The sequence below is a fragment of the Microbacterium pygmaeum genome, assembly GCF_900100885.1.
Lineage (GTDB): Bacteria > Actinomycetota > Actinomycetes > Actinomycetales > Microbacteriaceae > Microbacterium > Microbacterium pygmaeum.
In genome coordinates this window covers 2,230,268-2,255,252 of the sequence record NZ_LT629692.1, presented here as the reverse complement: position 1 = coordinate 2,255,252, position 24,985 = coordinate 2,230,268, and the positions used below count along the sequence as shown (strand labels likewise).

34 protein-coding genes and 1 tRNA gene are annotated in these 24,985 nt (G+C 68.9%); 11 read left to right on the top strand and 24 right to left on the bottom strand.

Annotated features, from left to right (window positions below):
* A complete protein-coding gene (locus BLT19_RS10705) occupies positions 1-783 on the bottom strand; it encodes a CoA transferase subunit A (RefSeq protein ID WP_091493813.1) in 783 nt (260 codons plus the stop codon).
* 109 nt (positions 784-892) lie between these two features.
* Here BLT19_RS10705 and BLT19_RS10700 point away from each other — a divergent pair, with 109 nt between their 5' ends.
* Positions 893-1,714, top strand: a complete 822-nt coding sequence (locus BLT19_RS10700) for an IclR family transcriptional regulator (RefSeq protein WP_091489644.1) — start codon at positions 893-895, stop codon at positions 1,712-1,714.
* Here BLT19_RS10700 and BLT19_RS10695 read toward each other — a convergent pair.
* Positions 1,683-2,684: an alpha/beta hydrolase gene (locus BLT19_RS10695; RefSeq protein WP_091489640.1), complete on the bottom strand. Its 1,002-nt coding sequence runs from the start codon at positions 2,682-2,684 to the stop codon at positions 1,683-1,685. The two genes, BLT19_RS10700 and BLT19_RS10695, sit on opposite strands and share 32 nt — an antisense overlap.
* Complete coding sequence (locus tag BLT19_RS10690) at positions 2,681-3,433, bottom strand: SDR family oxidoreductase (protein WP_091493809.1); 753 nt, start codon at positions 3,431-3,433, stop codon at positions 2,681-2,683. The genes BLT19_RS10695 and BLT19_RS10690 overlap by 4 nt, the downstream gene beginning before the upstream one ends.
* 104 nt (positions 3,434-3,537) lie before the next feature.
* On the opposite strand from BLT19_RS10690, the gene BLT19_RS10685 reads away from it, so the two are divergent.
* The gene (locus BLT19_RS10685; protein WP_091489637.1) at positions 3,538-3,969 is read left to right on the top strand and encodes a MarR family winged helix-turn-helix transcriptional regulator; all 432 of its coding nucleotides are present in this window, start codon (positions 3,538-3,540) and stop codon (positions 3,967-3,969) included.
* Positions 3,966-5,192 carry an MFS transporter gene (locus tag BLT19_RS10680; protein WP_091489634.1) on the top strand — a complete coding sequence of 409 codons (1,227 nt, stop codon included), beginning with the start codon at positions 3,966-3,968 and terminating at the stop codon, positions 5,190-5,192. Before BLT19_RS10685 ends, BLT19_RS10680 begins: the two co-directional genes overlap by 4 nt.
* A 1-nt stretch (position 5,193) precedes the next feature.
* Here the strand turns inward: BLT19_RS10680 and BLT19_RS10675 are convergent, their stop codons facing one another.
* From BLT19_RS10675 to BLT19_RS10660, 4 genes are all read right to left on the bottom strand, one after another.
* Entirely contained in the window at positions 5,194-5,601 is a 408-nt protein-coding gene (locus BLT19_RS10675) for a VOC family protein (RefSeq protein ID WP_091489631.1), read from the bottom strand.
* 9 nt (positions 5,602-5,610) lie between these two features.
* Entirely contained in the window at positions 5,611-6,051 is a 441-nt protein-coding gene (locus BLT19_RS10670; protein ID WP_091489627.1) for a helix-turn-helix transcriptional regulator, read from the bottom strand.
* Positions 6,052-6,074: 23 nt separating this feature from the next.
* A complete protein-coding gene (locus BLT19_RS10665) occupies positions 6,075-6,620 on the bottom strand; it encodes a ribonuclease H family protein (protein ID WP_091493805.1) in 546 nt (181 codons plus the stop codon).
* A 10-nt stretch (positions 6,621-6,630) separates the two neighbouring features.
* Positions 6,631-6,703 (bottom strand) — tRNA-Lys (locus BLT19_RS10660).
* Between the two features lie 116 nt (positions 6,704-6,819).
* On the opposite strand from BLT19_RS10660, the gene BLT19_RS10655 reads away from it, so the two are divergent.
* Complete coding sequence (locus BLT19_RS10655; RefSeq protein ID WP_172825619.1) at positions 6,820-7,671, top strand: inositol monophosphatase family protein; 852 nt, start codon at positions 6,820-6,822, stop codon at positions 7,669-7,671.
* Positions 7,668-8,246, top strand: coding sequence for a hypothetical protein (locus BLT19_RS10650; RefSeq protein WP_091489619.1), 579 nt, complete (start codon positions 7,668-7,670; stop codon positions 8,244-8,246). Before BLT19_RS10655 ends, BLT19_RS10650 begins: the two co-directional genes overlap by 4 nt.
* 33 nt (positions 8,247-8,279) lie before the next feature.
* Here the strand turns inward: BLT19_RS10650 and BLT19_RS10645 are convergent, their stop codons facing one another.
* The 5 genes from BLT19_RS10645 to BLT19_RS10625 all read right to left on the bottom strand — a co-directional run bounded on the left by BLT19_RS10645 (position 8,280) and on the right by BLT19_RS10625 (position 12,010).
* Positions 8,280-9,026, bottom strand: coding sequence for an anti-sigma factor (locus BLT19_RS10645; protein WP_091489616.1), 747 nt, complete (start codon positions 9,024-9,026; stop codon positions 8,280-8,282).
* Positions 9,013-9,567, bottom strand: a complete 555-nt coding sequence (locus tag BLT19_RS10640) for an RNA polymerase sigma factor (RefSeq protein WP_091489613.1) — start codon at positions 9,565-9,567, stop codon at positions 9,013-9,015. Before BLT19_RS10640 ends, BLT19_RS10645 begins: the two co-directional genes overlap by 14 nt.
* A 29-nt stretch (positions 9,568-9,596) precedes the next feature.
* Complete coding sequence (locus tag BLT19_RS10635) at positions 9,597-10,238, bottom strand: class F sortase (protein ID WP_091489610.1); 642 nt, start codon at positions 10,236-10,238, stop codon at positions 9,597-9,599.
* 8 nt (positions 10,239-10,246) lie between these two features.
* Positions 10,247-11,089 (bottom strand): DUF4397 domain-containing protein, encoded by an 843-nt coding sequence (locus BLT19_RS10630; protein ID WP_231917621.1) that lies wholly within the window; start codon positions 11,087-11,089, stop codon positions 10,247-10,249.
* Between the two features lie 255 nt (positions 11,090-11,344).
* Positions 11,345-12,010, bottom strand: a complete 666-nt coding sequence (locus BLT19_RS10625) for a GAP family protein (RefSeq protein ID WP_091489607.1) — start codon at positions 12,008-12,010, stop codon at positions 11,345-11,347.
* Positions 12,011-12,149: 139 nt separating this feature from the next.
* Here BLT19_RS10625 and BLT19_RS10620 point away from each other — a divergent pair, with 139 nt between their 5' ends.
* Positions 12,150-12,437 carry a hypothetical protein gene (locus BLT19_RS10620; RefSeq protein ID WP_091489603.1) on the top strand — a complete coding sequence of 96 codons (288 nt, stop codon included), beginning with the start codon at positions 12,150-12,152 and terminating at the stop codon, positions 12,435-12,437.
* Positions 12,438-12,449: 12 nt separating this feature from the next.
* Here the strand turns inward: BLT19_RS10620 and BLT19_RS10615 are convergent, their stop codons facing one another.
* The gene (locus tag BLT19_RS10615) at positions 12,450-12,701 is read right to left on the bottom strand and encodes a hypothetical protein (RefSeq protein WP_091489600.1); all 252 of its coding nucleotides are present in this window, start codon (positions 12,699-12,701) and stop codon (positions 12,450-12,452) included.
* Positions 12,702-12,780: 79 nt separating this feature from the next.
* On the opposite strand from BLT19_RS10615, the gene BLT19_RS10610 reads away from it, so the two are divergent.
* Both BLT19_RS10610 and BLT19_RS10605 read left to right on the top strand, forming a co-directional pair.
* A complete protein-coding gene (locus BLT19_RS10610) occupies positions 12,781-13,845 on the top strand; it encodes an alpha/beta hydrolase (protein WP_231917620.1) in 1,065 nt (354 codons plus the stop codon).
* A gap of 80 nt (positions 13,846-13,925) precedes the next feature.
* On the top strand, positions 13,926-14,387 hold the full coding sequence (locus BLT19_RS10605) for an SRPBCC family protein (protein ID WP_091489596.1): 462 nt from the start codon (positions 13,926-13,928) through the stop codon (positions 14,385-14,387).
* Positions 14,388-14,395: 8 nt separating this feature from the next.
* Here the strand turns inward: BLT19_RS10605 and BLT19_RS17650 are convergent, their stop codons facing one another.
* Positions 14,396-14,566, bottom strand: coding sequence for a hypothetical protein (locus tag BLT19_RS17650; protein WP_157681846.1), 171 nt, complete (start codon positions 14,564-14,566; stop codon positions 14,396-14,398).
* A 215-nt stretch (positions 14,567-14,781) separates the two neighbouring features.
* Here BLT19_RS17650 and BLT19_RS10600 point away from each other — a divergent pair, with 215 nt between their 5' ends.
* On the top strand, positions 14,782-15,540 hold the full coding sequence (locus tag BLT19_RS10600; RefSeq protein WP_157681845.1) for a hypothetical protein: 759 nt from the start codon (positions 14,782-14,784) through the stop codon (positions 15,538-15,540).
* Here BLT19_RS10600 and BLT19_RS10595 read toward each other — a convergent pair.
* From BLT19_RS10595 to BLT19_RS10575, 5 genes are all read right to left on the bottom strand, one after another.
* Positions 15,537-16,031, bottom strand: a complete 495-nt coding sequence (locus BLT19_RS10595) for a 2'-5' RNA ligase family protein (RefSeq protein ID WP_231917619.1) — start codon at positions 16,029-16,031, stop codon at positions 15,537-15,539. The two genes, BLT19_RS10600 and BLT19_RS10595, sit on opposite strands and share 4 nt — an antisense overlap.
* The gene (locus BLT19_RS10590; RefSeq protein ID WP_091489589.1) at positions 16,028-16,378 is read right to left on the bottom strand and encodes a biopolymer transporter Tol; all 351 of its coding nucleotides are present in this window, start codon (positions 16,376-16,378) and stop codon (positions 16,028-16,030) included. Before BLT19_RS10590 ends, BLT19_RS10595 begins: the two co-directional genes overlap by 4 nt.
* Entirely contained in the window at positions 16,375-17,478 is a 1,104-nt protein-coding gene (locus tag BLT19_RS10585; protein WP_091489586.1) for a hypothetical protein, read from the bottom strand. Before BLT19_RS10585 ends, BLT19_RS10590 begins: the two co-directional genes overlap by 4 nt.
* A 72-nt stretch (positions 17,479-17,550) precedes the next feature.
* Entirely contained in the window at positions 17,551-17,907 is a 357-nt protein-coding gene (locus BLT19_RS10580; RefSeq protein ID WP_157681844.1) for a zinc-binding dehydrogenase, read from the bottom strand.
* A 64-nt stretch (positions 17,908-17,971) separates the two neighbouring features.
* Positions 17,972-18,619: a TetR/AcrR family transcriptional regulator gene (locus BLT19_RS10575; RefSeq protein ID WP_091489581.1), complete on the bottom strand. Its 648-nt coding sequence runs from the start codon at positions 18,617-18,619 to the stop codon at positions 17,972-17,974.
* 109 nt (positions 18,620-18,728) lie between these two features.
* Between BLT19_RS10575 and BLT19_RS10570 the strand changes: the two genes are divergently transcribed.
* Entirely contained in the window at positions 18,729-20,240 is a 1,512-nt protein-coding gene (locus BLT19_RS10570) for an MFS transporter (protein WP_091489578.1), read from the top strand.
* A 94-nt stretch (positions 20,241-20,334) separates the two neighbouring features.
* Positions 20,335-21,057 carry an alpha/beta fold hydrolase gene (locus tag BLT19_RS10565; protein WP_091493790.1) on the top strand — a complete coding sequence of 241 codons (723 nt, stop codon included), beginning with the start codon at positions 20,335-20,337 and terminating at the stop codon, positions 21,055-21,057.
* On the opposite strand, the gene BLT19_RS10560 is transcribed toward BLT19_RS10565, so the two are convergent.
* From BLT19_RS10560 to BLT19_RS10540, 5 genes are all read right to left on the bottom strand, one after another.
* Positions 21,054-21,671 (bottom strand): signal peptidase I, encoded by a 618-nt coding sequence (locus BLT19_RS10560; protein ID WP_091489576.1) that lies wholly within the window; start codon positions 21,669-21,671, stop codon positions 21,054-21,056. The genes BLT19_RS10565 and BLT19_RS10560 overlap by 4 nt on opposite strands.
* Positions 21,668-22,603 (bottom strand): hypothetical protein, encoded by a 936-nt coding sequence (locus BLT19_RS10555; protein WP_157681843.1) that lies wholly within the window; start codon positions 22,601-22,603, stop codon positions 21,668-21,670. The genes BLT19_RS10560 and BLT19_RS10555 overlap by 4 nt, the downstream gene beginning before the upstream one ends.
* Positions 22,600-23,121: a hypothetical protein gene (locus BLT19_RS10550; RefSeq protein ID WP_091489572.1), complete on the bottom strand. Its 522-nt coding sequence runs from the start codon at positions 23,119-23,121 to the stop codon at positions 22,600-22,602. The genes BLT19_RS10555 and BLT19_RS10550 overlap by 4 nt, the downstream gene beginning before the upstream one ends.
* A gap of 90 nt (positions 23,122-23,211) precedes the next feature.
* A complete protein-coding gene (locus BLT19_RS10545; RefSeq protein WP_091489570.1) occupies positions 23,212-23,775 on the bottom strand; it encodes an alternate-type signal peptide domain-containing protein in 564 nt (187 codons plus the stop codon).
* 177 nt (positions 23,776-23,952) lie between these two features.
* On the bottom strand, positions 23,953-24,975 hold the full coding sequence (locus BLT19_RS10540) for an NADPH:quinone reductase (RefSeq protein WP_091489568.1): 1,023 nt from the start codon (positions 24,973-24,975) through the stop codon (positions 23,953-23,955).
* Positions 24,976-24,985: the final 10 nt, after the last annotated feature.

Below are 24,985 nucleotides of genomic sequence, written 5' to 3'. Positions count from 1 at the left end.
TCAGTTCTCCTGATCGTTCGTCGGGCGGACGGTGCGCTTCTCGATGCGCTTCTGGATGCCGGTGCCCACCTCGAGGATTCGGTGGACGTAGATGCCGGGGAGGTGGATGGAGTCCGGGTCGAGGTCGCCGGGCTCGACCAGCTCCTCGACCTGCGCGATGCAGATCCTGCCGGCCATGGCCGCGAGGGGGTTGAAGTTGCGGGCCGCCTTGTTGAAAACGAGATTGCCGTAGCGGTCTCCCCTGGCCGCGTGCACGAGCGAGAAATCGGTGACGATCGCCTCTTCGAGCACGTAGTCACCGGCGCGTCCGGCGATCTCGAACGTGCGCACATCCTTGGCGGGTGAGGCGACCGCGACCGCGCCGGTGCCGTCGTAGCGGCGCGGCAGACCGCCCTCGGCGACCTGGGTGCCGACGCCGGTCTGCGTGTAGAACGCCGCGATGCCGGAACCTCCGGCGCGCAGCTTCTCGGCGAGCGTGCCCTGAGGGGTCAGCTCGAGCTCGAGCTCGCCGGAGAGGAACTGGCGCTCGAACTCCTTGTTCTCACCGACGTACGAGGATGTCATCTTCCGGATGCGCTTCGCGTTCAGCAGCACACCGAGGCCCCAGTCATCGACGCCGCAGTTGTTGCTGACGATGCTGAGGTCGCTGGTTCCCTGGGCCAGCAGCGCCTCGATGAGCGCGATCGGGTTGCCGGAGAGACCGAATCCGCCGACGGCGAGACTCGCGCCGTCCGGGATGTCGGCCACGGCATCCGCCGCGGATGCGAACGTCTTGTCGATCATGTCGGCTCCTTCGTCGAGTTCCGGCGACGCCCACAGTGCAGCGAGCGACGAACGGAACGCGTCCAGTCTCGCCATCGGTCAAGACCAGGACGTCGACCGCGCTTGCCATATGGATGACGCACGCCATAGTGTCCATATCGTGGACACCGAGTTTGGCGTCGCCGTTCCGGGCGCACAGTCAGTCGCGCGCGCGGCCCGATTGCTCCGGCTCGTGACCGCGGGCGGCGACGCGGGTGCGAGCGTGGCGGAACTCGCGCGCGACGGCGCGCTCACCCGCCCCACGACGCATCGTCTTCTGACCGCTCTGCGCCACGAGGGGCTGGTCGACCTCGACGAGCGCTCCGGACGATGGCTGCCGGGGCCTGAGCTCTACCTGATGGGCACAGTTGCGGCATCCCGCTACGACATCACCGGAATCGCACGCGACGTCGTGCGCTCCCTCGCCGTGCGGACCGAGGAGAGCGCGTTCCTCTCGGTGCGCCGCGGCGACGAGACGGTCTGCCTCCTGCGCGAGGAGGGGAGCTTCCCGATCCGCTCGTTCGTCCTGTCGGAGGGCGTTCGGTTCCCGCTCGGTGTGGCATCAGCCGGCCTGGCGATCCTGGCGTTCCTCTCACCTCACGATGTGGACGCCTACTTCGACCGGCACCCGGAACTCGCGCAGCAGTGGGGCAGCGCACACGTCGAGAAGCGCCTGCGCCTCCGGCTGCGCGAGACCCAGGAACGCGGCTACGCGCTCAACCCCGGGCTCATCGTCGAGGGCAGCTTCGGTCTCGGCGCCGCGGTGTTCGATCGCGACGGGCATCCGCAGTGGGCCCTGAGTCTCACGGGCGTCCAGTTCCGCTTCGGACCTCATCGCCTCGCCGAACTCGGTCGCACGCTGCTCGCCCATGCCCACCAGCTCACGACGAGGATCGCCGCGACCGGGCGCTGATCGGGGCGGCTCCCCTGTCGCCAACCGTCCTCGAACCACGCCGCGCCGGACCGTCAGCGACGGGCGAGCGGTCCTCGCGGGCGAGTACCGCTCGCACCGCGGCGGCGACCGCGTCGGCTCCGCGGTCCGACAGGGTGATCGTGTAGTGATTGACGTCGGCGACAGCGCTGTGCGCCAGGGCCGGATACGAAGCCAGCAGCTCGGGCAGCCGCTCCCGCGCGTACAGCGCGGGAAGCTGGTCGAGAAGCCCCCGTTCGGCGGTGAGCAGGAGCGTCGGATGCCGCAGATGCGCGAGCGCCGCGTCGATCGCCGATCCGGTGTTCTGGTCGAGTGAGTCCTCTTCGAGCGTGGAGGAGCTGGTGGCGGGTCGCAGTTCCGGCTCGGTTCCCACCAGGTCGTACGTCAGGTACTCCTCGAGCGCCGGACTCCAGTCCCTGGAGAACGCCGGATGCGCGCGCCAGAACTCCAGATACGCGTCGATCGAGGCGAATCGCATCGACAGACGCGCGGCGGTGGGGCCGAGCACGGACCGGATCACCTCGTCCGACGGCATGTCGGCCGGCAGATCCAGGGGCAGACCGCCGTCGATCAGGACGATCCGATCGACACGATCTGGATACAGCTCGCCGAGCACGAGCGCGACGAACGCTCCCATCGAGTGACCGACGACGGTGGCCCGGTCGACGCCGAGGTCATCGAGTGCCGCCACGAGGTCCCGGGCGTGCGCCGCCATCCCCGCGCTGCCCTCGATGCTGCTGCTGCGTCCTCGTCCGCGAAGATCAGGGGCGATGAGACGCACGTCGGCGAGTCGATCGGCCACAAGCGCCCAGGAGAGGTGCGAGGCGGTGACGCCGTGGATCAGGAGGACGGTCGGAGCCGCGGCATCCGCTCCTCCCGGTTCCCAGACGGCGACGCGCAGATTCCCGCCCGGGACCGGGACGTCTCGGTGGGCGCTGACGGTGCGCCTCATCGGGCGGTCCAACCGCCGTCCATCGCGTAGGACGCACCGGTGACCATGCCCGCCTTGTCGGAGACCAGCCAGCCGGCCAGCGATGCGACCTCCTCGGGTTCGATGAGCCGCTTTATGGCGTTCTCGGTGAGGAGCACCTTCGCGAGCACCTCCTCCTCGGCGATGCCGTGCACCCGAGCCTGGTCGGCGATCTGGTGCTCGACCAACGGCGTTCGCACGTACGAGGGGTTGATGCAGTTGCTGGTCACCCCGTGCTCGGCACCCTCGAGCGCGGTCACCTTCGAGAGTCCTTCCAGTGCGTGCTTGGCCGTCACGTACGCCGACTTGAAAGGACTGGCCCGCAGGCCGTGCGCGCTCGACACGTTCAGCACGCGGCCCCAGCCCCGCCGATACATTCCCGGCAGGCACGCGCGGATCAGCAGGAACGGCGACTCCACCATCAGCCGCAGCATCAGCCGGAAGGTCTCAGGGTCGAAATCCGGGATCGGGCTGACCCGTTGGATCCCGACGTTGTTGACGAGGATGTCGGCGTCCAGCGAGACGTCCTCGAGCGCTGCGGTGTCCGCCAGATCCACGAGCCAGGGATCGCCGTCGACCTCTGCGGCGATCGACTCGGTGAGGAAGACGTGGTGATCAGCCACGACGACATGGGCGCCGCGCGCCGCGAACTCGCGCACGATCGCGAGACCGATTCCGCTCGCTCCGCCCGTGACCACTGCCCGCTTTCCCGCGAGATCCTGTTCCGTCATCGACTTCAGCCCCTGTTCCATGAGTGCGGCACCGCATGCCGACCCTATCGGCTCGACCGGGCCTTACATGTCCTCGTTATATACCGTCGGTATATACTTGTCAGGTGACCCGCTCAGAAGATCTCCAGCGCCTCGTCGTCGCCGCCCACGCACTCACCCGCATCGCGGCGCTCGAGACGCGGAACGAAGCCCCGGCCGCGCAATGGCGCACCCTCACGATCCTCCGTGACCACGGCGACCTGCGGCTCGGCGAGCTCGCGACCCTCAGCCGGATCACGCAGCCCGGCATGACGCGGCTGGTGAGCACGATGGCCGAGCACGGGCTGGTGCGAAAGACGGCGGATGCCGATGACTCGCGTGTCGCGGTGGTCACCGTCACCGAGGCAGGCCGCACCGCGCTGGGGGCCTGGCTCACGCAGCTGACCGATGCCCTCGCACCGCACTTCTCCGATCTCGATGACCACGACTGGGACGCGATCGCGCGCACCGCGGCGATCCTGTCGGCCAGGACCGGATCGCTGGAGGTCGCCCGATGAGCGGTGCGCCGACCGTGAGCGTCTGGCGCCAGCCGATGCGCGTGTGGGCCGTCGCCTTCGCGTGCGTGGTCGCCTTCATGGGCATCGGGCTGGTCGATCCGATCCTCCCCGCGATCGCCGAGCAGCTGCAGGCGAGCCCGGTCGAGACCGAGCTGCTCTTCACCAGCTATCTGCTGGTCACCGGACTCGCGATGCTCATCACGAGCTTCGTCTCGAGTCGGATCGGCGCGAAGGCAACGCTGCTCATCGGGCTCGGCCTCATCCTCGTCTTCGCCCTCCTGTGTGCGCTCAGCGGCAGCGTCGATGCCGTCATCGGGTTCCGCGCGGGCTGGGGCCTTGGCAACGCGCTCTTCATCTCCACCGCGCTGGCGACCATCGTGGGCGCCGCCTCCGGCGGCAGCGGTGCGGCGATCGTGCTCTACGAGGCAGCGCTCGGACTCGGCATCGCGATCGGTCCGCTGCTGGGCGGGCTCCTCGGTTCGGTCAGCTGGCGCGGCCCGTTCTTCGGCGTCGCCCTCCTGATGGCGATCGCCTTCATCGGGGTGTCGGTGCTGCTGCGCGGCGGTGACGAGAAGCGGGTCCCCACGCGCCTCGGCGACCCGATCCGCGCACTCGGCCGCCCCGCGCTCGCCCTGCTCGCGGTGGCGGCGCTGTTCTACAACATCGGCTTCTTCGTGCTGCTGGCCTTCTCGCCGTTCCCCCTCGGCTTCGATGCCCTGGGCATCGGCCTGACGTTCTTCGGCTGGGGCCTGGCGCTGGCGATCTCGAGCGTGTGGGTCGCGCCGGTCCTCACCCGCCGCATGAGCCGGACGACCACGCTGCTGGCGGTGCTCCCACTCCTGGCGCTCGATCTGGTCGCAGCCGGGCTCTTCGTGCAGACCCCCGCTGCGCTGGTCGCCTTCATCGTCGCCGGCGGATTCGTGCTGGGCATCGTGAACACGGTGCTGACCGAGTCCGTGATGGAGGCCACCGACCTGCCGCGCTCCGTCGCCTCGTCCGCCTACTCGGCGGTCCGGTTCCTGGGCGGAGCGGCCGCTCCCCCGATCGCCGCGCTCCTGTGGCACCTGTACGGACCCACCGTGCCGTACCTGTTCGCCGCAGCATCCGTCGTCATCGCGGTGATCGTGATCGCCTTCGGACGCTCGCGTCTCGTCGTCGCGGACACGCGAGAGGCGGATGCCGCGGACCAGGGCGCCGCGGTCCTCGTCGGCGACGCGGCGTGACTCAGGCGGGCGCCTGAGCGATCCGCACCATGTTGCCGGACGGATCGCGGAAGGCGCAGTCGCGCTGCCCCCAGCCCATGTCGATCGGTTCCTGCAGCACCTCCGCTCCTGAGGCCCGGACGGTCTCGAACGTGGCATCGAGGTCGTCGGTGTTGAAGACGAGCATGGGAAGGACCCCCTTGACCAGGAGTTCCTGCATCGCATCGCCGTCGGCCTGCGAGCGCCCGGCGTGCGGTTCGGACAACACGATGCCCAGGCCCGGCTGCGCGGGGGTGCCCAGGGTCACCCAGCGGTAATTGCCGGATGCCACATCGTTCTGGACCTCGAGGCCAAGAGCATCGCGGTAGAACGCGATGGACTCGTCGACATCGGCGACGGTGACGTTGGTGTACTGGAGTGCGATGGTCATGGGAGCACGCTACGCCGAGGCGCCGACGGCTTCTTCTTCGTTCCTGCTCGATCCGTGCCGGCTCGGCCGCGTGCGGGACTTGGCGACACAATTGGGCATCGCCTCGACGGCCTGGTGCTCCAGCGCCCGATACGCCGACGGCGTCATCCCGACGACCTCGGCGAACCGCGAGCTGAATGATCCGAGCGAGGTGCACCCGACGGCGATGCAGGCCTCGGTGACACTGGTGCCGCCGCGCAGCAGTGCCATGGCCCGTTCGATCCGGCGCGTCATCAGGTGGTTGTACGGGGTCTCGCCGTAGGCGGCACGGAACTGGCGCGAGAAGTGGGCCGGCGACATCAGCGCCCTGGCGGCCATGGTCGGCACATCCAGCGGCTTGGCGTAGTCGCGGTCGATCAGATCACGTGCGCGACGCAGCAGCGCGAGGTTCTCGAGCTCCTGCGGGGTCATCCTCCGACGCTAGCACCGCCGTTTCAGCGTCGTCTTGCCGGCTTGTCCTCGCCGGCCTTCGGGGCGTCGACGCGAACGTCGATCAGCTCCTGGCCGCGATCGGTGGACCAGATCGCGGCGAGCCCGCGGTCGCCGTGATGGGAGGCGCGGACGCAGCGCTCGTCCGCCCAGCCGTTGAGCCGGTGGCCGGCATGACCGCGCACGTGCTCGAACACCACGTCCGGCAGACCCGTGGCTCGGCGGGCATCGCGGGCCTCGATCAGCGCCTGCAGGATCTCGACGTTCTTCGTCGGCTCCTTCGCACTGGTCTTCCAGCCGCGTCGAGCGTGGGCGTCCATCCACAGCGTGTACGTGTTGATCGCGTACATGGAGTCGGCCTGGATCAGCAGCTTCTCCACGTGCGCGTGATCGCGGATCGCATGGAGCACCGCCAGGAGCTCGCCGATGTTGTTCGTGCCCATCACGAGCGATCCGGCTGCCCACCGGCCGTCCTCGCCGACCCACGCCCATCCGGCGGGGCCGGGATTGCGCATGCAGGCGCCGTCCGTGGCGAGTGTGTAGGCGTTCATGAAGAGAAAGTGCACCCCCTGGGACTTGAACCCAGAACCCACTGATTAAGAGTCAGTTGCTCTGCCGATTGAGCTAGAGGTGCGTTGATCCGCGCGCAGAGCTGCGAGGCGAACCGAGGGTCAACATTACCATCACGATCCCTCAGCTCGCGAATCGAGGCGCCGGTCGCAGCCGCGGCGGACACGTACGATTGAGACCGTGACCTCCCCCACGCACGCGAACGGCTTCGCCGCGCACTTCGACGGAGATCTTCAGGACGATCTGCGGTTGGCCCTGGCACTGGCAGACGCCGCGGACGCCGCTGCCATGACCCGCTTCGATGCCGCCGACCTCGACGTGCAGCTGAAGGCCGATTCGTCGCACGTGACCGAGGCCGACCTCGCCACCGAACGCGCGATCCGCGCGATCCTCGAGGCCGAGCGTCCCGAGGACGGCGTCTTCGGCGAGGAATTCGGGGTGACCGGCAGCACAGGCCCGCTCGAGCGGCAGTGGATCATCGATCCCATCGACGGCACCGCCAACTACCTCAAGGGCATCCCGATGTGGACCGTCCTGATCGCCCTGTCCATCGACGGTGTTCCGCGGGTCGGTGTCGCGAGCCAGCCGGCGCTCGGCCGCCGATGGTGGGCGGCCAGCGGTCTCGGCGCGTGGACGAACACGCCCGACGGCCCGCCGAAGCGTCTCGCCGTGTCGGGCGTCGACTCGGTCGGCGAGTCCAGCGCCAGCTTCCAGAGCATCAGCCAGTGGGATGAGACCGGGCACCTCGATCAGCTCGTGCGTCTCTCCCGCGCAGTGTGGCGTGACCGCGGCTACGGCGACACCTGGCCTTACATGCTCCTGGCCGAGGGGCGCCTCGAGTTCGTCGCCGAGTTCGGGGTCAAGGAATACGACGTCGCAGCGCTCGTCCCCATCATCACCGAGGCCGGCGGCCGGTTCACCTCGTTCGAGGGCACGGATTCGATCGCCGAGCGTTCGTCGCTCGCCACGAACGGCATCCTGCATCAGGACTTCCTCGATCTGCTCCACGGGGCCGCCGGGGCCGGCGCATGACCCGCCGCGTGACGGTGCTCGGGGCCGCGCTCCTGCTCGCCTCGACGGTGTCGATCGCGACCGCGTGCGCGCCATCATCCGACAGTGCAGGCGATGCCCCCGCAACCGCCACCCCCGTCGCGACCTCGCCCGCGCCGACCCCAGATGTGAGCGAGTCGGCGGCGCCCGTCGAGGAGCCGAAGTGCGACACCATCATTCCGACCACGATCGTCGATGATCTCGAGAGCGTCGGCTGGACCGCGCAGGCTTCGCCGTTCCGTGTCGGCGCCAGGGAGGTCGAGGGCGGGATCCAGTGCATCTGGGGTGATTTCACCGTCGCGACCGACCACGTGCAGATCTATGGCTGGGCACCGATGACCGGCGATGAGGCAGCGGACGCGCAGGCGGAGCTCACGGCGTCCGGCTGGCGGCTCGAGGAGACCCCCGAGGGCACGATCGTCACCGAGAGCGCCAGCACCGCGATCACCACGGACGACGACGGGTACGGCCTGACCTACCTGTTCGGCGATGGATGGGTGAAGTACGCCGACACGAAGCAGGGACTGCTGCTCATCGTCTGGCCCGCGCAGTCCTGATCGGCGGCGCGCGAGCTCGCGCACCGGCGGTGCTCAGAGGAACGTGAGCTCGCCGCGCACGATCGAATCACCCGAATGCGCGGGATCCCCGTCCACCGGCTCCTGCGAGACGTCGACGAGGACGTAGTCGCGCAAGTCGACCCCGCTCGGCACGGCGAAGGTCGCCGAGGTGCCGTCGAGCACTCCGAGACTGACGAGCGCCGATGCATCCGCGGTGATCAACCACACTTCGCGATACGTGTCGGGTGTCGGCTCCGCCGACAGCTGCACCTTCAGCGAGAGCGAGCCGTCCGCCTGCTCCTGGACGGTTGCGCTGCCTTCAGCGCCGTCGTGCGTGGGGAATGGTGCGAGCAGCGCCTCGGCGATCTCGGTCGACGAGCTCGAGCGCTGCAGCGCCGCCCATGTGCCGAGGCCGACACCGGCGACCAGGACGAGAGCTGCCGCCAATGCCCAGGCGCCCCAGCGCACGCGACGGCGGTGGCGCGCAAGAGGCACGTCGCGGACTGCGGGCAGCACGCGATCCACGGGAGCGGATGCGGCGGCCTCGACGACCGGCGCGGCCAACCCGACCTCGGCGCTGATGCGCTGCCACACGACCTCCGGCGGCGTCTCGAGCTCACCGACGTCCAGGCTCGCACGCCCGGCCAGCGCTGCATGGCGGAGTGCCGCGAGGTCATCGACGCACACCGCGCATTGCGCGAGGTGCTCGGATTCGTCCGTGGACAGCGCGGACTCACCCAGTGCCAGCAGCGCGAGGCGCTCGGGGTCAATGTGCGACATGCGTCACCTCCAGTCGTCGGCGCAATCGTTCCAGGCTGCGGCGGATATGGCTCTTCACCGTTCCCAACGGCATGTCCAGGCGCCGCGAGATCTCCTGGTGGGTCAGATCGTCGAAGAAGGCGAGCCGCATCACGCGCTGCGCGTCGGGTTCGAGCCGTTCGATCTCCTGTGCCACCAGAAGGGTCTCGCCGAGATCCACCTCGGGGACGGACAGGTCATCCGGCCGGGTCACCCGTTGGATCTGCTGTTGCAGCGCGCGGATGCGTGCCCGTGCTTCATGCGTGTCGGCGATCCGCCGCTTGGCGATCACGACCAGCCAGGTCGAGAGTTTCGCACGGGACGGATCGAAGGATGCGCGGGAGGTCCACGCCGAGACGAAGGTCTTCTGCGTCACGTCTTCTGCATCGCTTCGGTCACCGAGGGAACGCAGTGCCAGGGTGAACACGACCGGTGACCAGCGGCGGTAGACGTGCTCGAGGGCACGCTCGTCACCCGCGATGAAGCGGGTGTCCCACGCGGATTCATCAGTGGATTCCGACATCGGTGCAGCCTCCTCTCGCATTCGTCGGCTCAGCCGATCGGAGTGGCGATTGCCACGACGTTGTCGGCGTAGTGCCCGGTCTCGCTGTCGAAGTCCCCGCCGCAGGTGATCAGGACCAGACTGCGCGTGCCGGTACGGGCGAACAGCTCTTCGGTGGGCAGCTCCGCCTTCGGATAGTACGTCACCGACGCGATCGCGTAGCGGGCCGTCTGCCCGTCGGCGGCCGCGACATCCACCTCCGTGCCCTCTGGCAGGTCGCGCAGGACCGCGAACGGTCCGATCTCATAGTCCGGCGCATCGATGTGCGCCGAGATGACGGTGTTCCCGGCGCCGCTCCACGGATCCGGCCCGAAGCGGTACCACCCGCCGATCGCGGGATCGGCGGGCAGCTCCATGAAGCCGCCCGATTCGATCCCCACCGGAACCACCTCCATGTCGATTCCCACCGAGGCGACCTGCACCCTCACCGGGGGGATCGCGGGGCGCAGCGTCGTCGGCGCGCTGTCGACGATCGGGACGTCGACCACGGCTGTCGGGCGCGGCGTGGGCGCGGCGGATGTCGGCATGGAGGTGGCGGACGCGCCCGCCCCGCTGGGGGACGGGACGGGCGCGCAGGCCGAGAGCGCCACCACGAGCGCGAGAACCACGCCCGGCAGGGCTGCTCGGCGCATGTGCCGGGTCAGGCGTTCGACCTGGCCGCGCGCGACCGGCGGGCGACGATGACGGTGACGGATGCCGCGGCCACGGCGAACGCGCCGCCGATGAGCCACATCGCCTGCGTTATGGCATCGCGTTCGGCGGCATACCCGGCCGTCCCCGAGATCACGGCGTCCGGGGTGGTGTGTCCCACAGTCACCGTCTGCACGGCCAGGGCGAGGTTGCCGTCCTCGGCGCTGCCCCACGCGTACACGATCGTGAGGAGACCGTCGGCGATGGTCAGGTCTGCCGGTCCGATGACCGGGTCAGTGGTCCCGGTGAGCGCGACGGCTGCCGACACCGTGCCGACCGGCAGGTTCAGCGTCGACTCGTTCGGGTTGGTGAGGTTCTCGATGACGGGTGACCCGCCGGCGAGGATGTCCACGGCCGGTGCCGCTGCGACATGACGCACCGTGAGGCGGCCTTCTCCCGCCTTCGTCGTCGCGGTGTCGTTGACGAACGCCGTCACGGTGGGCTCGCCGCTCGCGCTGAGGTGAGCGACGGCCGTGTAACTCGTGTTCGCCGCCAGATCGACGCTCGCCTCGAGGATCGGCGCGCTGGCATCCGCGGCATCCGGAGCGGTGATGGCGATGTCGTACGATCCCGCCGGCAGATCCAGCGGTCCCGCGAGAGCGCCGGGCTGGAAGTCATCGAGCGTGAGCGCTCCGTTCACGTACACGTCGACGGGGGTGTCGGGGATGGCGTGGAGCACCGACAGATCGGCGCTCGTGGCCGAGATCGCCTGCGCGGGTGCGACGAAGCCGACCGAGAGGGCCAGCCCTGCCATGATGCCGGTCGTGATGCCGGCCGCGAGTGTTTTGCGCACGTTGTCCTCCTGGGGGGAAGTGGGGCAGCTCTGTCTGCCCTGCACAGGAGTACTTCCGAGCGAGGAGGGGCTGTGGATGCAGTGATCTCAGATCTGCAGGATGCATCTGGCCACGAGGAAAGAGATGATCAGGCTCGCGGCGTGCAGAACGTTGAGATGAACGGGGTCGAGATAGGGCCGGCGGAGCGGTTCCGACGCGCCTTGACGGGCGGCATCCTCGTCTTCGGCCTCCTGGCACAGCGGGCGACACGATTCTCAGAGGCGCTCGATGCCCATCCAGACGACGATGAGCCCGACCAGGACGAGGATCACGGCCGTCAGCGTGTGGCCGTTGCGGGCCAGCCAGCCGCGCGCGCTCACCAGGCGCGGCTCCATACGCGTGGGCGCCGCGCTCGTGGCGATGATCGGGACGGCGACGGTGGAAGCGGCGACGATCGTGTAGAGCACGACGGCCACGACCGCCAGTGGCGGGTCCTTGGCGTCCGCCTGCAGCGTGAGCCCGGCGGCGATCGCCAGAAGGATGCCCTTCGGTCGGGCGTTGAGCAGCAGGCCGAGCCCGAGGGATCGCCACGGCCCGAGTTTCGTGCCCGAGGAGAGCCACTTCGGTCCCGAAGAGCTCTCCTTTCCGCGCGAATGGAACCACGAGAAGATTCCCAGCCCGACGAGGGCGAAGCCCACGACGATCTCGGCGATGCCGAGTGCAGTGTCGGCATGTCGCTCGGTCTTTGACGTCGGCACCGCGCGCGCCAGCAGGGCGCCCAGGCAGACCGCGATCGCGATGCCGACGACCCACCCGGTCATGAAGGGCAGCGCAGAGCGCGCCCGATTTGCTGACAGCAGGATGAAGAGCGTGACCATGATCGGCACGGAGCTGATCGCCACCGCGACGGCAAGCGGAAGCATGTGCAGCAGTGCCGGCACCCTCTCCCCCTTCTTCCCGACCTCAGTCTGCCGGTTCGAGGGCGCTCCAGCGTCACTCGGTGCGGGTGAGGACCCGATTCATGTCGACGGATGCTGTCAAGGGCCTTCGTCGCGCGCGGCCCGCGCTTACGGTCAGAGCATGAACGCAGAAGAACAGACCAGGGCCGCCGCCGGCGAAGGCGACACGCTGCCTCCCGCACCCAAGAACCCCGGGCTCCCGGAGGCGGAAGCCGTTCGGAAGGACATCAGCTACAGTCCCGCGAGCGAGACCGAGACCGAGCAGAAGCAGCAGAATCCGCTGCCGGACACCGTCGATGACGACATCGACCCGGATGATGTCCGCGTCGTTCCCGGCACCGGTGGCCCGGACGATGTCGGTGAGGTGGACGTCGACCCGGACGAGCTGAACATGCCGGGTCGCGGCTGATCCAGCGGGCGCCTACGCTCCGCCCTCAGTCGAGGCGTCCACCTCGCCCGCGGCGATCGCGTCCGCGTACTTGCGGAGGTCGGGACCGGGCTCATAGTCGATGAACCGATCCTTCAGAAGCGCGTTGAGCGCCGCGAACGCGTCGTCGGAGGAGATGTCGCCGTTGCCCGCAACCTCGAGCACCGCCTCGCGCAGCACCCGGTCCGCGTCCTCGAGGATCTTCGCGCGCGCCGGCTCGTTCCACTGGATTTCTGAAGTCTTCATGCGGCCGAGGCTAGGTGGTCCGCGGTGTCGCCGCCCGGGCTTGACAGTTCGGGCAAGAGGCCACCGATAGAGTTCCGGGGTGACCCGACCCGAGGCGACAGCACCGCGGCCGTGGTACCGCCGCAAGCGGATGCTGATCCCGGCATCCACCCTTCTCGTGCTCCTCGCCTTCGCCACCTTCGCGTTCGTCAACCCGTGGCCGACCGCGCTGCTGATCCGCGCAGTGTTCGCCGCGGACGGGGCCTCGATGACGGCCGAGATGCAGAAGCACGCGCCGCCCGCGGAGTCGCTGGAGGCGCACCTCGACGTGCAGTACGGGCCGCGCGGGACCGGCGGCGAGGACACGCAGCTGGACCTCTTCTCGCCCGCCGATTCGACCGGTGCGCTTCCCACGATCGTCTGGATCCACGGCGGCGCGTGGCTGGAAGGCGCGAAGGAGGATCGCGACCCATACACCCAAATCCTGGCCGCCGCCGGGTACACGGTCGCATCGCTGAACTACACACTGGCGCCGGAGGCGACGTACCCCACCGCGATCACGCAGCTCAATGACGCGCTCGGCTTCCTGTCGACGCATGCGGATCGATACCGCATCGACCCCGATCGGCTCATCCTCGCGGGCGACTCGGCGGGGGCGCAGCTGGCCAGCCAGCTCGCGACGATGATCACGAGCCCGCGGTACGCCGACCTCGTCGGTGTATCGCCCGCCATCCAGCCGACACAGCTGGCGGGCGTGATTCTGTACTGCGGCGTGTACGACGTATCCGAAATCCCGAACGCCCCCGGGCTCGGCGGCTGGGGCTTCCGCACCGCGCTCTGGGCCTATCTCGGCACGAAGGACTGGGCGGACACGCCCGGCGGCGAGCAGATGTCGACGATCGACGACGTCACCTCGGATTTCCCGCCGACCTGGATTTCCGGAGGCAATGCGGATCCGCTGACGGCGACGCAGTCCAAGCCGCTCGCGGCGAAGCTGAACGGATTCGGGGTCGACGTGACCGAACTGTTCTTCCCAGACGACACGGTCCCGGCTCTGGGGCACGAGTACCAGTTCCACCTCGACCTGGATAACGCACAGCTCGCCCTGCGTTCGAGTATCGGCTGGCTCGACGCGCTCACCGCAGTGCAGCCCTCGACCGACTGACCCGCGCGCGCCCGTCAACCCCTTGCGCCTTCGTTCGCCACCGGGTGGGGTGGAATCACGCACGAACAGGGAGCAGACGCATGGTCGATACGAGCAGGGGCTTCACGCTGGAGCGGATGCTGGATGCCACGCCCCAGTCCATCTGGGATGCGTGGACCGACCCCGACCGGGCAGCGCAGTGGTGGCACCCGCAGGGCCTGACCACACCGCGAGACAGCGTGCACATCGATGCGAAGGTCGGCGGGCGGTATCGCTACACGATGGTCGATGAGACCAGCGGCGATGAGTTTCCGACCGGCGGCGTCTACCGCGAGGTGAGACCGGTTGAGAAGCTGGTCTTCACGTGGGGTGAGCCGGATGCCGACCCCGACGACACGCCACTGGTCACGGTCACCATCGCGGACTTGGGCGGACTCACCCGGTTGCAGTTCGATCTGCGCGGCGAGGACGGCATGTCCGGCGACGAGAGCTTCTACGACGGGTGGGATCAGGCGCTCGACGCGCTGGCCGAACATCTCGGCCAGACGGCCGTCCACGGCTGAGCGCAGGCTTACAGAAGATCGTCGGCCCGCGCCGACTCCGCCCGCGCCCGGATCTGGGCCACGCGCGCTCCGATCGCGAAGACGGGCAACGCCACGATCCCGGCGACGAGCAGCAGGAACCGGACGGGGTCGGTGAACGTGTCAGCGATCCACGACCCGACAACCCAGACGAGGTCCATGATCCGGCCGATCCCTTCAGAAGGCGTTCGTGTTCATCGGAACACATCAGCCTGGGCATCGCCAGCAAACAGCAGGTGAATAGCGCAAGACGCCCGTGGAAAGTGAGGGTGGACAGCACTCGCGAGAACTGCTTAGACTCCCCCACAGACGGCAATGAAGTCGGTGGATTCTCGGCGGGGGACCGAGGACACGACGCTGTAGGGGGAGGCCGTTGGTGGCCAGTACTGTCCGCAATTCGGTGCGTTCGACGTGGCGTTGGTTCTTCGACGATGCTCGGGCGGCGACGCTCGTTCTCGCGATGATCCTGAGTGTGGACGCGCTTCTGGCGCTGATCCACGTCGTCGTGATGGTGGGCTGGAACGCGCCCGACATCTGGCGCATCGACATGGACGGGAGTTACGGCGAGGCCTACCAGTACGTGAAGTACCTCTGGGTGAGCATCCTTCTGGTCGTGTACGCGCGCCAGAACCGCGATTGGCCGATCCTCGGATGGCTGCCGCTGTTCATCTACTTCATCGTCGATGACGCGCTGCTGATCCATGAGCAGGCGGGCTACTGGTACTCGTCGCAGGACTGGGCGTTCGGACTCGGACCGATCAGCGCGCAGAACGTCGGCGAGCTGGCGACCTCTGCACTGGTGGGTCTCGCCCTGCTGGTCCCCCTCGTCGTCGGGTATGTGCGCGGAACTCCGCGAACGAAGTGGATCTACCGCGTGGTGGTCGCGCTCATGGTCGCGCTGCTGTTCTTCGCGGTCGTCGTCGACGCCGTGCACGGCCTGTTCATGAACATCCGCCTGATCGACCGAGGGCTGGGGTTCCTGGAGGACCTCGGTGAGATGGTCGTCCTCTCCGTGATCGTCGGCGTCTTCTTCCGCATCAATGTCGGCGGCGGCCAGAAGGGCTTCTCGCAGGATGCGGCGGGCCCTGCCGCATCCGAACCGACGACGCAGACGCGGCGGGCGCTTCGCCGCTAGAGCGGCGTCACCGATTTCGCGACGGAGTCCCATCGCCGAAGCGCGACACCAGTTCCGGTGATGGGCGGCCCGACCAGGGCGCGCGCCTCGGCGAGCGTGTCGAGGCGGAGCCGGCGCGCGAGCGTGACGTGCGGCGTCCACTCCCCCGGTGCGGTGTGCGGCGCATCGGCGCCCGACGGCAGCGCCCGGTGCACGCCCGCGTGGAGTTCCCTCAGCTCGTCGCTCAGCTCGATCCGCCACGCGAGAACGCCGCGGTCGTCGTGCGCGAACACGATCAGCTCGGCCAGAGCGACGGCCAACGGCATCCGCTCGCCAGATCGGATGGTGACGTGCTCATCGAGGGAGGGTCGCACGACCAGGGTGATGTGCGGTCGATTGCTCTCCGACCGATGCGCACCGAGACTCGACATGCCCGCGCGCTCGAGCCTCGCCCAGTCATCGCGGATGCGTGCCTCCGTCACAGGGTCCAGAAGCAACTCGATGCTGATCACACGGCGCTCTCGTCGTCCGAATCGAGGGCATCCAGGTCGCGCAGCGCCGCCCGCGCCCGCTCGAGTCGCTCGCTCTCGGGTGCCTCCCACCAGTAGGGACCGCGCTCGCCCAGGCCGTGCTTGGCCAGACCGACGCGCCGCCGCGCGCTCACGACCGCGGCCTCGTCGCCGGCGCGCTTTCCCGAGCGCACACCCGATCGCCCGCGGCCGAGATGAGACGTCAGCGCGTCGACCACATCGGCCGGAAGCGACGGATCCGTCCGGCGCCAACGGCGACCGTCGATGACCAGCCAGCGCTCGGCGCTCTGTGCGCTCAGGCCGGAGCCGTCGGGCTCGGGTTCACTCATCCGACGCGAGGTGGCCGGACGGTCGCTGCCAGCCGGCGCCGCACGGAGTCGATCTCGTAGCGGAGGCGAGTATCCATCGCCACCTCGTACAGCGATGCGAGAGTGTCGGAATCGGCCATCGTGCCGTCGAAGACCGCGTCATCGGGCAGTTCGTAACCCGCGATCCCGAGGGCGTCACGCCACGTCAGCGCCTCCAGGGTGCGTGCGATGCGCGCGAACGTCACGTCGCCGGCGACGCGCGACAGCAGTTCGGTGACCAGAGGCACGCTCGGGCCGACGGTCAGGGTGAACCGGTGCCCTCGGGCCGCTCGCGCAGCTCGACGGCACGCGTCCTCGTCGATCCCGAACCCGAACGGCATCATCGAGAACGGTCGGCGCTGCGCCACGTCACCCTCGATCGGATCGCTGTCGACGCGGCCCATCAGCAGCAGCGGCACGCCTCGCCGCGCCCCGGTGTGCTCGGACTCCATCGCGGCTTGCACCTGCAGGAGGAATGCCGTGATGAATCCTGTGAGCGCGGCCGTCCGCGCCACCGCCGACGCATCGTGGCGCCCGCGACCCTCACCGTCAGCCGTCGCGACCGGGATCACCCACGGCAACTGCGTGATCGAGCCCGACCCGCTGACGACCGGCATCCGCTTCGACGCTTCGAACGTGGCCACTGCGATCGGCGAAGTCTCCTCCAGCTTCACGTCGGCGGGAAGCTGCGCGCACACCGAGAGGCACGCCGGGTATCCGCGTGCCACGAGAGGGAGATCGGCCGAATCGATCGTGATCTCCTCGCTCTCGGCTGCTCGGTGAGGAAAAGCGGGCGTGGCGACCCAGTCGTTGCCGCCCGGCGCGGTTGCGCGGAACGCGTCGCACTCGAACAGGAACCGGTCGATTGCGCGCGCGACGTCAAGATCGACGGCGCGCGCGCACGGGCTCACCTGCGATCCGGCAGGCGGGTCGAGCGCTCGAGGGTTTTCCGCGGGGACCAGGACGAGTGGCAGGAGATTCATGCGCCGGATGCCGCTCCCCGGCGCCCGCATCAGCTCATCGAGCTCGGTCGTGCGTACTCGGACGTGCCAGAGCAGCGGCAGCGCATCTCCTTCAGACATCACTGTCCCCATTTCCCGGGTGGCTCGTGAGTCCGACGGTAGCGGTTCGACGTGGCGGGCGATAGCGCTGCCTCAGCGCGCCGCCTCGTGGACGTCGCGCGCCTTGCGCACCCGCATCGAGTTCACGAGATGCGTTCCGAGGACGACTTTTCCGCGGGCGTGCATCTGCTCCAGATCGCGGTAGGCCTCGGCGACGTCGTCGAGTCGGTAGAGACCGGAGATGAGCAGCGTGAACGCCCGCATCTTGGCCAGGCTCGTCACACGCGCCAGCAGCTGCGTGGCACGCGCGACGGAGTCCTCGTCAGCGCGCAAGAGCTTCAGCTCGGTCTCGCACCGGTCGATGCTGGAACGGTGGCGGCTGTCCAGCACACCGAGTTCGGCGGCGAGTCCACGACCGTCCTGGCCGAAGTTGTCGATCAACACGGTCACCAGCCCGCTGGTCGCTGGAGGATCGCAACCATCCTCGTCGATTCCAGCATGCCGCCTGCGTGACCTACACCGGCGCGTCGGTGCCTCGCACTCCGGTGATGGCCGCTTCGACCACGGCCGCGGCGAGCGCATCGATGACCGGCGGGGGCTGCCACTGCAGCGGTCCGTGGACGGCGATGTCCGCAAAGCCGTGCACCGCCGACCAGCAGGCCCACTCGGCGGCGGGTCGTCGCGCGGCATTCAACGCGCCCGCGGCGACCATCCCGTCGAGGGCGTCCAGCAGCAGCTGGAACGGCGCGACGACCTCATCGTCGAGCGTGACGATTCCGACGCTGGGCTCCTCGTCCTGCACCGCGAAGGCGAGTTCGAACCAGCCGCGCTCCTCGCGAGCGAACTGGATGTAGGCCAGTCCGATGCGCCGCAGGCGCTCCACCGATGCCGCGGCGGGCGACAGATCGGCCGGCGTCGCCTCGACGCGCGCGGCGATGGCCTTGGCGAGGGCGTTCTGGGAATCGGCCGCGACCGCCCGCACGAGATCCTGCCGATCGGCGAAGTGACGGTAGGCGGCGTTCGGCGAGACGCCGACGGCGCGGGTCACTTCACGCAGCGTCACCGCGTCGGGCCCGCCCGCGCGTGCGAGTTCGAGTCCTTCCTCGATCAGTACGCGCCGAAGATCACCGTGATGGTAGGTGCGTGTTTCGAGCGTGGTCATTGCGGATCCCGGCGATCGGTGTGTACGGTCTGAACAACGATGTTCACAGTGTGTACATCGATCGTACTCCTCGCGTCGCACGTCGCCGCCACCGACACAGAAGGACCTCATGACCGAGTCGACACCGACATCGAGCACGAGCACGAGCGAGCCCGCCGACGCCGACGGGTCCGCACAGTACACGCCGGGACCTCGGACGATCCGCAACTTCTACCAGGTGCTGGCGAACACCGCCGTGGCGAACGTCACCTCCAGCTTCCTCTGGTGGGCACTGACGTTCTGGGCGTACCTGGAGACGAAGTCCGTGCTCGCGACAGCCATCATCGGCGGTTCGTACATGCTCTTCGTCGCCGTGTTCGGAGTCGTCTTCGGGGTGATCGTCGATCGCACCAAGAAGAAGGCCGTCATGGTGCTCTCGAGCGCGATCACACTGACCGCCTACCTGTTGGCGGGCGCGCTGTACCTCGCATTCCCCGAAAGCGTGCTGGTGAACTGGGGCGGTCCGTGGTTCTGGGTGTTCGCCGGGATCATCCTGATCGGCGGGGTCGTCGAGAACATGCGCAACATCGCGCTGTCGACGACGGTGACCCTGCTGGTGCCGGGCGATCGACGAGACAGGGCGAACGGGCTCGTCGGAGCCGTCCAGGGCATCGCGTTCATGGTGACCAGCGTCTTCTCCGGCCTGTCGATCGGGCTGCTCGGCATGGGGTGGACGATCATCATCGCCATCTTCGCGACCGGCCTCGCGCTCACGCATCTGCTGTTCGTGCCGATTCCGGAACGCGGCGTCGCCCACGTGGAGGGGGCCCCGAAGGGCTTCGGCTTCCGCGGCGTGATCCCGGCCGTGATGGCCGTACCGGGCCTGCTCGCCTTGATCCTCTTCTCCACGTTCAACAACCTCGTCGGCGGCGTGTTCATGGCGCTGATGGATCCCTACGGGCTGACGCTGTTCTCGGTGGAGATGTGGGGAATCGTCCTCGGGATCACGAGCTTCGGGTTCATCATCGGCGGCGGCCTCGTGGCGAAGTTCGGCCTCGGCAAGAACCCGGTTCGAACGATGCTGCTCGTCAACATCGGGATCGCCGTTCTCGGCATGACGTTCGCGATCCGCGAGCTGTGGTGGATCTACGCGCTCGGCATCCTGGTCTTCATGTGCCTCATGCCGATCGCGGAGGCCGCCGAGCAGACCATCGTGCAGCGGGTCGTGCCCTTCGAGAAGCAGGGCCGTGTGTTCGGGTTCGCGGCGTCCATCGAGTCGGCAGCCGCCCCGGTCTCGGCCTTCCTCATCGGCCCGATCGCGCAATTCTGGCTCATCCCCTACATGAACTCGCCCGCTGGACAGGATTCGTTCGGCTGGCTGCTCGGCCCCGGAGAGGCACGCGGCATCGCCCTCGCGTTCGTCGCTGCCAGTCTCGTCCTTCTCGTCGTGGTCCTGCTCGCATTCGTCTCCAAGCCCTATCGCCGTCTGTCGGCCGCCTACGCCTCCGCTCCTGCGCCGTTGAAGACGCAGGACGATGCGGCTGCTGCGACGCCGTCCGCCGTCAAGGACGACGACGACGAGCCCGGTCACCTGGCGGCGTCCACGTCGGACCTCGAACGTGGAGCATCGGCACCGCGGTGAGGACGGCGCGTATCTGCACTGCGGCATAGACGCCACCGACGCCCTGGGAGTAGCGTCGGCGGCATCATCCCTCGACCCCTCCGGAGGCCTCGCCATGCCCGCACCCACCATCGTCCTCGTCCACGGAGCCTGGGCTGACGCCTCCAGCTGGAATCCCGTCATCACCGAGCTGCGAAGCCGAGGCTACGAGGTGCTGGCGCCGCCGAACCTGCTGCGAGGTGTGGACCCGGATGCGGCGTACATCTCGTCCTTCGTCGCCCAGCGAACCACCGGGCCGGTCGTACTGGTCGGACACTCGTACGGCGGCTTCGTGATCACGAACGCCCAGCTCAGCGACGACGTCCAGGCACTGGTGTACGTGGATGCATTCATCCCTGAGGAGGGTGAGTTCGTCTTCCAGCTGCTCGGCGGCTCCGGATCGGCGCTCGCCGTCGAGGATCCCACCACCGTGCTCGACCTCGCCGGCTACCCTGGCTCGCCCGAGGGCGACGTGGAGGCCTTCCTCAAGCCGGCCACGGTGCATGCGTCGTTCGCGCAGGATCTGTCCGAGACCGACCGCGATCTGGTCGCCGCGACCCAGCGGCCGATCACCCTGAGCGCGAACACCGCTCCATCCGGCGCTCCGTCCTGGAAGGGTCGCAAGGTCTGGGCAATCGTCGGGACCGACGACCTGGTCATCCCGCCCGCGCTGCAGCGCTCGATGGCCGAGCGCGCCGGCGCGACGATCACCGAAGTCGCCGCTTCGCACGTCTCGATGGTGTCCCACCCCGATGTCACCGTCGCGGCGATCGTGGCCGCCGCGGAGAGCATCGGCTAGTCCGAGGCGACGCCGGCCGCGGATCGCCGATCGCGCCGCGCATCCCGAACGCCGGAGACCAGCATCCATCCGGCATAGCCGAACAGCAGCACGACGGCGATCGGCACGATCACTGCACGCGCGTCCCCGTTGACAGCCGTGTTGACGTAACCGAGCAGCGGGATGCTGTACCAGAGCGTGCCGACGATCTGGACCTCCTGCACCGCCTTGTCATCGGGGATGTCGTTGTTGTCGCCCTGCGTGATGAACGAGATCGTGCCCTCGGCTGTGGAGCTCTTCTGCACGACGCGGTGGCTGATCACGGCGGGCTTGCCCGACTCGATCTGATAGGTGAGCACATCGCCGAGGCGGATCTCCGCCGGGACGGTCGGGCGCACCACCAGGAGCGTGCCGGGCGGCAGGCCGGGCTCCATGGACTGCGTCAGCACCGTGAACGGACGGCCGCCCACGAGCGCCGGGAGCGCGATGGTCATCACCGCCAGCGCAAGAACGAGGATCAGGACGGCCGCGCTGATCGACACGTTCAGGTAGTGCCAGAGCGATCGCCCGCGTGCGGCGATCGCCGCTGCCGTGATTCGGCGCTCGCGGCGCGAGGTGACCGTCGACTCGGTCATCCGCAGCCGGTCGCGATCACCGTGAGGACCGTGACGGTCGCCGGCAGGCCCGGCGAGACCGTGCCCGTGGCATCGGTCGCCTGTACGAGCACGGGGAGGGTGCCGATCGTCAGCAGCCCGACGAGCCCGAGGTCGTTCGCCGTGATGGTGATGGGGCTGGTCGTGGCGGTCTTGATCAGCGTTCCGCCGGTTGCCCGGACCACGCGATACGACGATGCACCGGGCACCGCCGTGAAACTCAACGTCGCGATGTTGTTCAGCGCTCCCGTCTGAGCACAGGTCAGCCCCGTCGGGTCGGGCACCCGATACACGGACTGGGTGAAGGCGAGCGGCACCGACGCGATCCAGTTCGCGCCGACGCGCCCGGTGAGGGTGAGCGTCGGCGAGACGGAGAGTCCTTGACTGACGAGCATCGTGGTGGACAGGCTCGTCGCCGTGCACAGCGTCACCGCGCCACCGACGGGAACCGCGCTGAGCGCCGCGGGTAGCGCCGGCGGTGCCGCAAGCGTTCCGACGGAGACGCCGGTCGCGGGGATACTGGCGGCACACGCTCCTCCCGAGCCCGCCCAGTACGTGAGCGACACGTTCGCGGCCAGCGGCGCCGTGTTGTTCGACATCGTCGCGCTCAGTGCGAGCGGTGCGGTGCCGGTGTTCGTGTACACGATGGGGGCGATGCGGATGTTCTGCGTCGCGGCATTCGCGGGCGTGAACTGATAGGTGCGGGTGAGCGCCGTGGCACCGGTCGACGTCGCTGCAGCGGTGGCGACGTTCGCCGTCGCGCCGAGCGGGACCGCGCCAGTGGTCCACAGAGCGCCGGCGGATGAACCGACCGCGAGCAGGAGCACCGTCAGGAACGTGCCGCCGAACAGCCGCCACCCTCCCCGGATTCCTCGCGCCGAGGCATCCGCTCCGTGCACTCTTCGCGCGCTCACGTCTGTCGCCCGTCGATCGACACGGTGAAGGTCGCCGCCGGTTTGCCGCCGGCGTCGGCGAGAGCAGACAGCGGAAGGCTCACCTGCACGCACACGACGGCGGATGCGCCGACCGCGAGCGTCGTGGGCAGTTCGGTCGGTGTCGCGGAGGCGAACGATCCGGTCCACTGCGGGGTGGTCGCAACGGTGCACGCAGACGCCGCGGCGACGACCGAGACGCCCACGACCAGCGCGCTGGAGAACGCGTTCGAGGCGCTGCTCAATGCGAGGCCTGCCACGCGCAGGCGGACGGCCGTGGTGCCGGAATTGGTCACCGTACCGGAGCCGGCGACCGTTCGTCCCGGATAGAGCGCGGACGTGGGCACAGCGAGCGGAGAGGAGATGCTGATCGCCGTGGTTCCCGCGCGCAGCGTTCCTCCCGCGGCGACGGGGGTGGCTGCACTCAACGACGCGTACGTGCCACCGGCTGTCGCGACGGCGAGCACCACCGCCGCGCCGATCGTCGCCGCACTCGTCATCAACCGCGCCGGCAGGGAACGCCGAAGGGCGCGGCGGCGCCGAATGCGCGCGCCGCGCCCGACTGCGGGTGCGACCAAGGATCCGCCGGATCAGAGGGTCTGCGTCAGAACCACGTTCATGCCGCTGAGGCTGACCGAGCCGAGCTTGGCGTCGTTGTACTCCCCCGCGGCGCCGGCAGGGAACGTGATGGTGACCTCGACGGTGACGGTGCTGTTCACGCCCGCGGTACCGGCGGTGATCGTGTACGGACCGGTGCCGCTGATTCCGGCGCCGGATGCGGTGAGCTCGGCGGACTCGGTGAGGTACTGCGCCAGCTTCACGTCGGCCGGCGCCGCGCTGCTCGCCGCGATCGACTGGTCCGAGAGGCTCAGGCTCGCCACGAGGTTGTCACCGACGGCGACGACGGTGAGGTCGTCGGTGTAGGTCAGGACATCGCCCGGGACGATCTTGTAGGTCGCGATGTCGATGGGGTTGCCACTCTGATCCGCCCAGGCACCCGCGGTTCCGTCGTTGACGACGTTCAGGTTTCCGGCGACGATGGTGCCGCCCGAGATGCCGGCGCTGGCGTTCCAGAAGGCGAAGGTTCCGGCCCCTCCGAGGAGGAGCACGAGGCCTGCGGCGCCGGCGATCGCGCCCTTGGCGAGCTTGTTCATTGAGATTCCTTTCGAGCACGGTCGGGTGCCGGCGCGGTTGTGCGAAGCGTCGCGAGACTGCGACACCTGACTGTGCAGGTCGGTCGCCACTCATCGCCACGCGCGTGTCGCGGCCTGATCGAGATGTGGCGTCGGATGCGCCCCGACCGGTGCGAAAGGTTCGAGCGGTGCGGCCGGTCAGTCCAGCTCAGCGACCCTGATGAGCACCTTTCCGGTGGCGCCGCGCTCGACGGCGTCATGCGCGGCGGCAGTTTCCTCCAGCGCGAACCAGGTCAGGGGCATCCCGGCGTCCGCGCCGACGGGAAGCGCACCGGCCGCCAGTGCTGCGGTGATGTCCTCCGCTGCCGCGGTGAGCGCCTCGGGGCCGACGGTGTACAGCAAGAGCCCCTGCCAGCGGGCGTTCTTCGCGAAGCTGGCGACGATCGGCGCCGTGAACTCCTCGCCGTTGTTGTTCGCGTAGTACGCGATGCTGCCGTGGTTGGCGAGGACCTCGACGTCGAGCGCGGCGTTCTGCGCCGGCGCGACCTCGACGACGTGGTCGACCCCGTTCGGCGCGAGGGACACGATCCGCTCCGACAGCCCCGCATCCGGATATTGCACCACATGGTGTGCGCCGGCGGCGCTGGCCAGCGCCGCCTTCTCGTCGCTGCTCACGGTGGCCACCACCGTCGCTCCGGCCCACACAGCCAGCTGGATCGCGGAATGCCCGACGGCGCCGGCGCCGCCCTGCACCAGGACGACCCGCCCGTCGAGTGCGCCGGGTGTCAGGCGGGCGGGGCCGAACTCGTGAACGGTGAGCGCGCGGTGTGCGGTCATGGCCGGAACGCCCAGGCTCGCTGCGACATCGAAGCCGACACCTTGCGGCAACCGGACGACCCGGCTCGCCGGGACCACGGTGTACTCCTGCGCCGTGCCGGTCGGTCGCTCGTGTGCGGCCAGGAACAGCCACACGCGGTCGCCGACCTCCAGGTCCGTGACATCGGAGCCGACGGCATCGACGACGCCCGCACCGTCCTGATTGGGGACGACGTCGGCGGATGCCAGTGGCTTGCCACCCGCGCGAGCTTTCCAGTCCGTCGGGTTGACGCCGGAGACCGCGATTCGGACCCGGACTTCATCGACACCCGGCTCGGCAGTCTCGCGCTCGACGAGCTGGAGGACGGAGGACGGACCGGACTGGGAGTAGACGATGGCACGCATACAGTTCCCA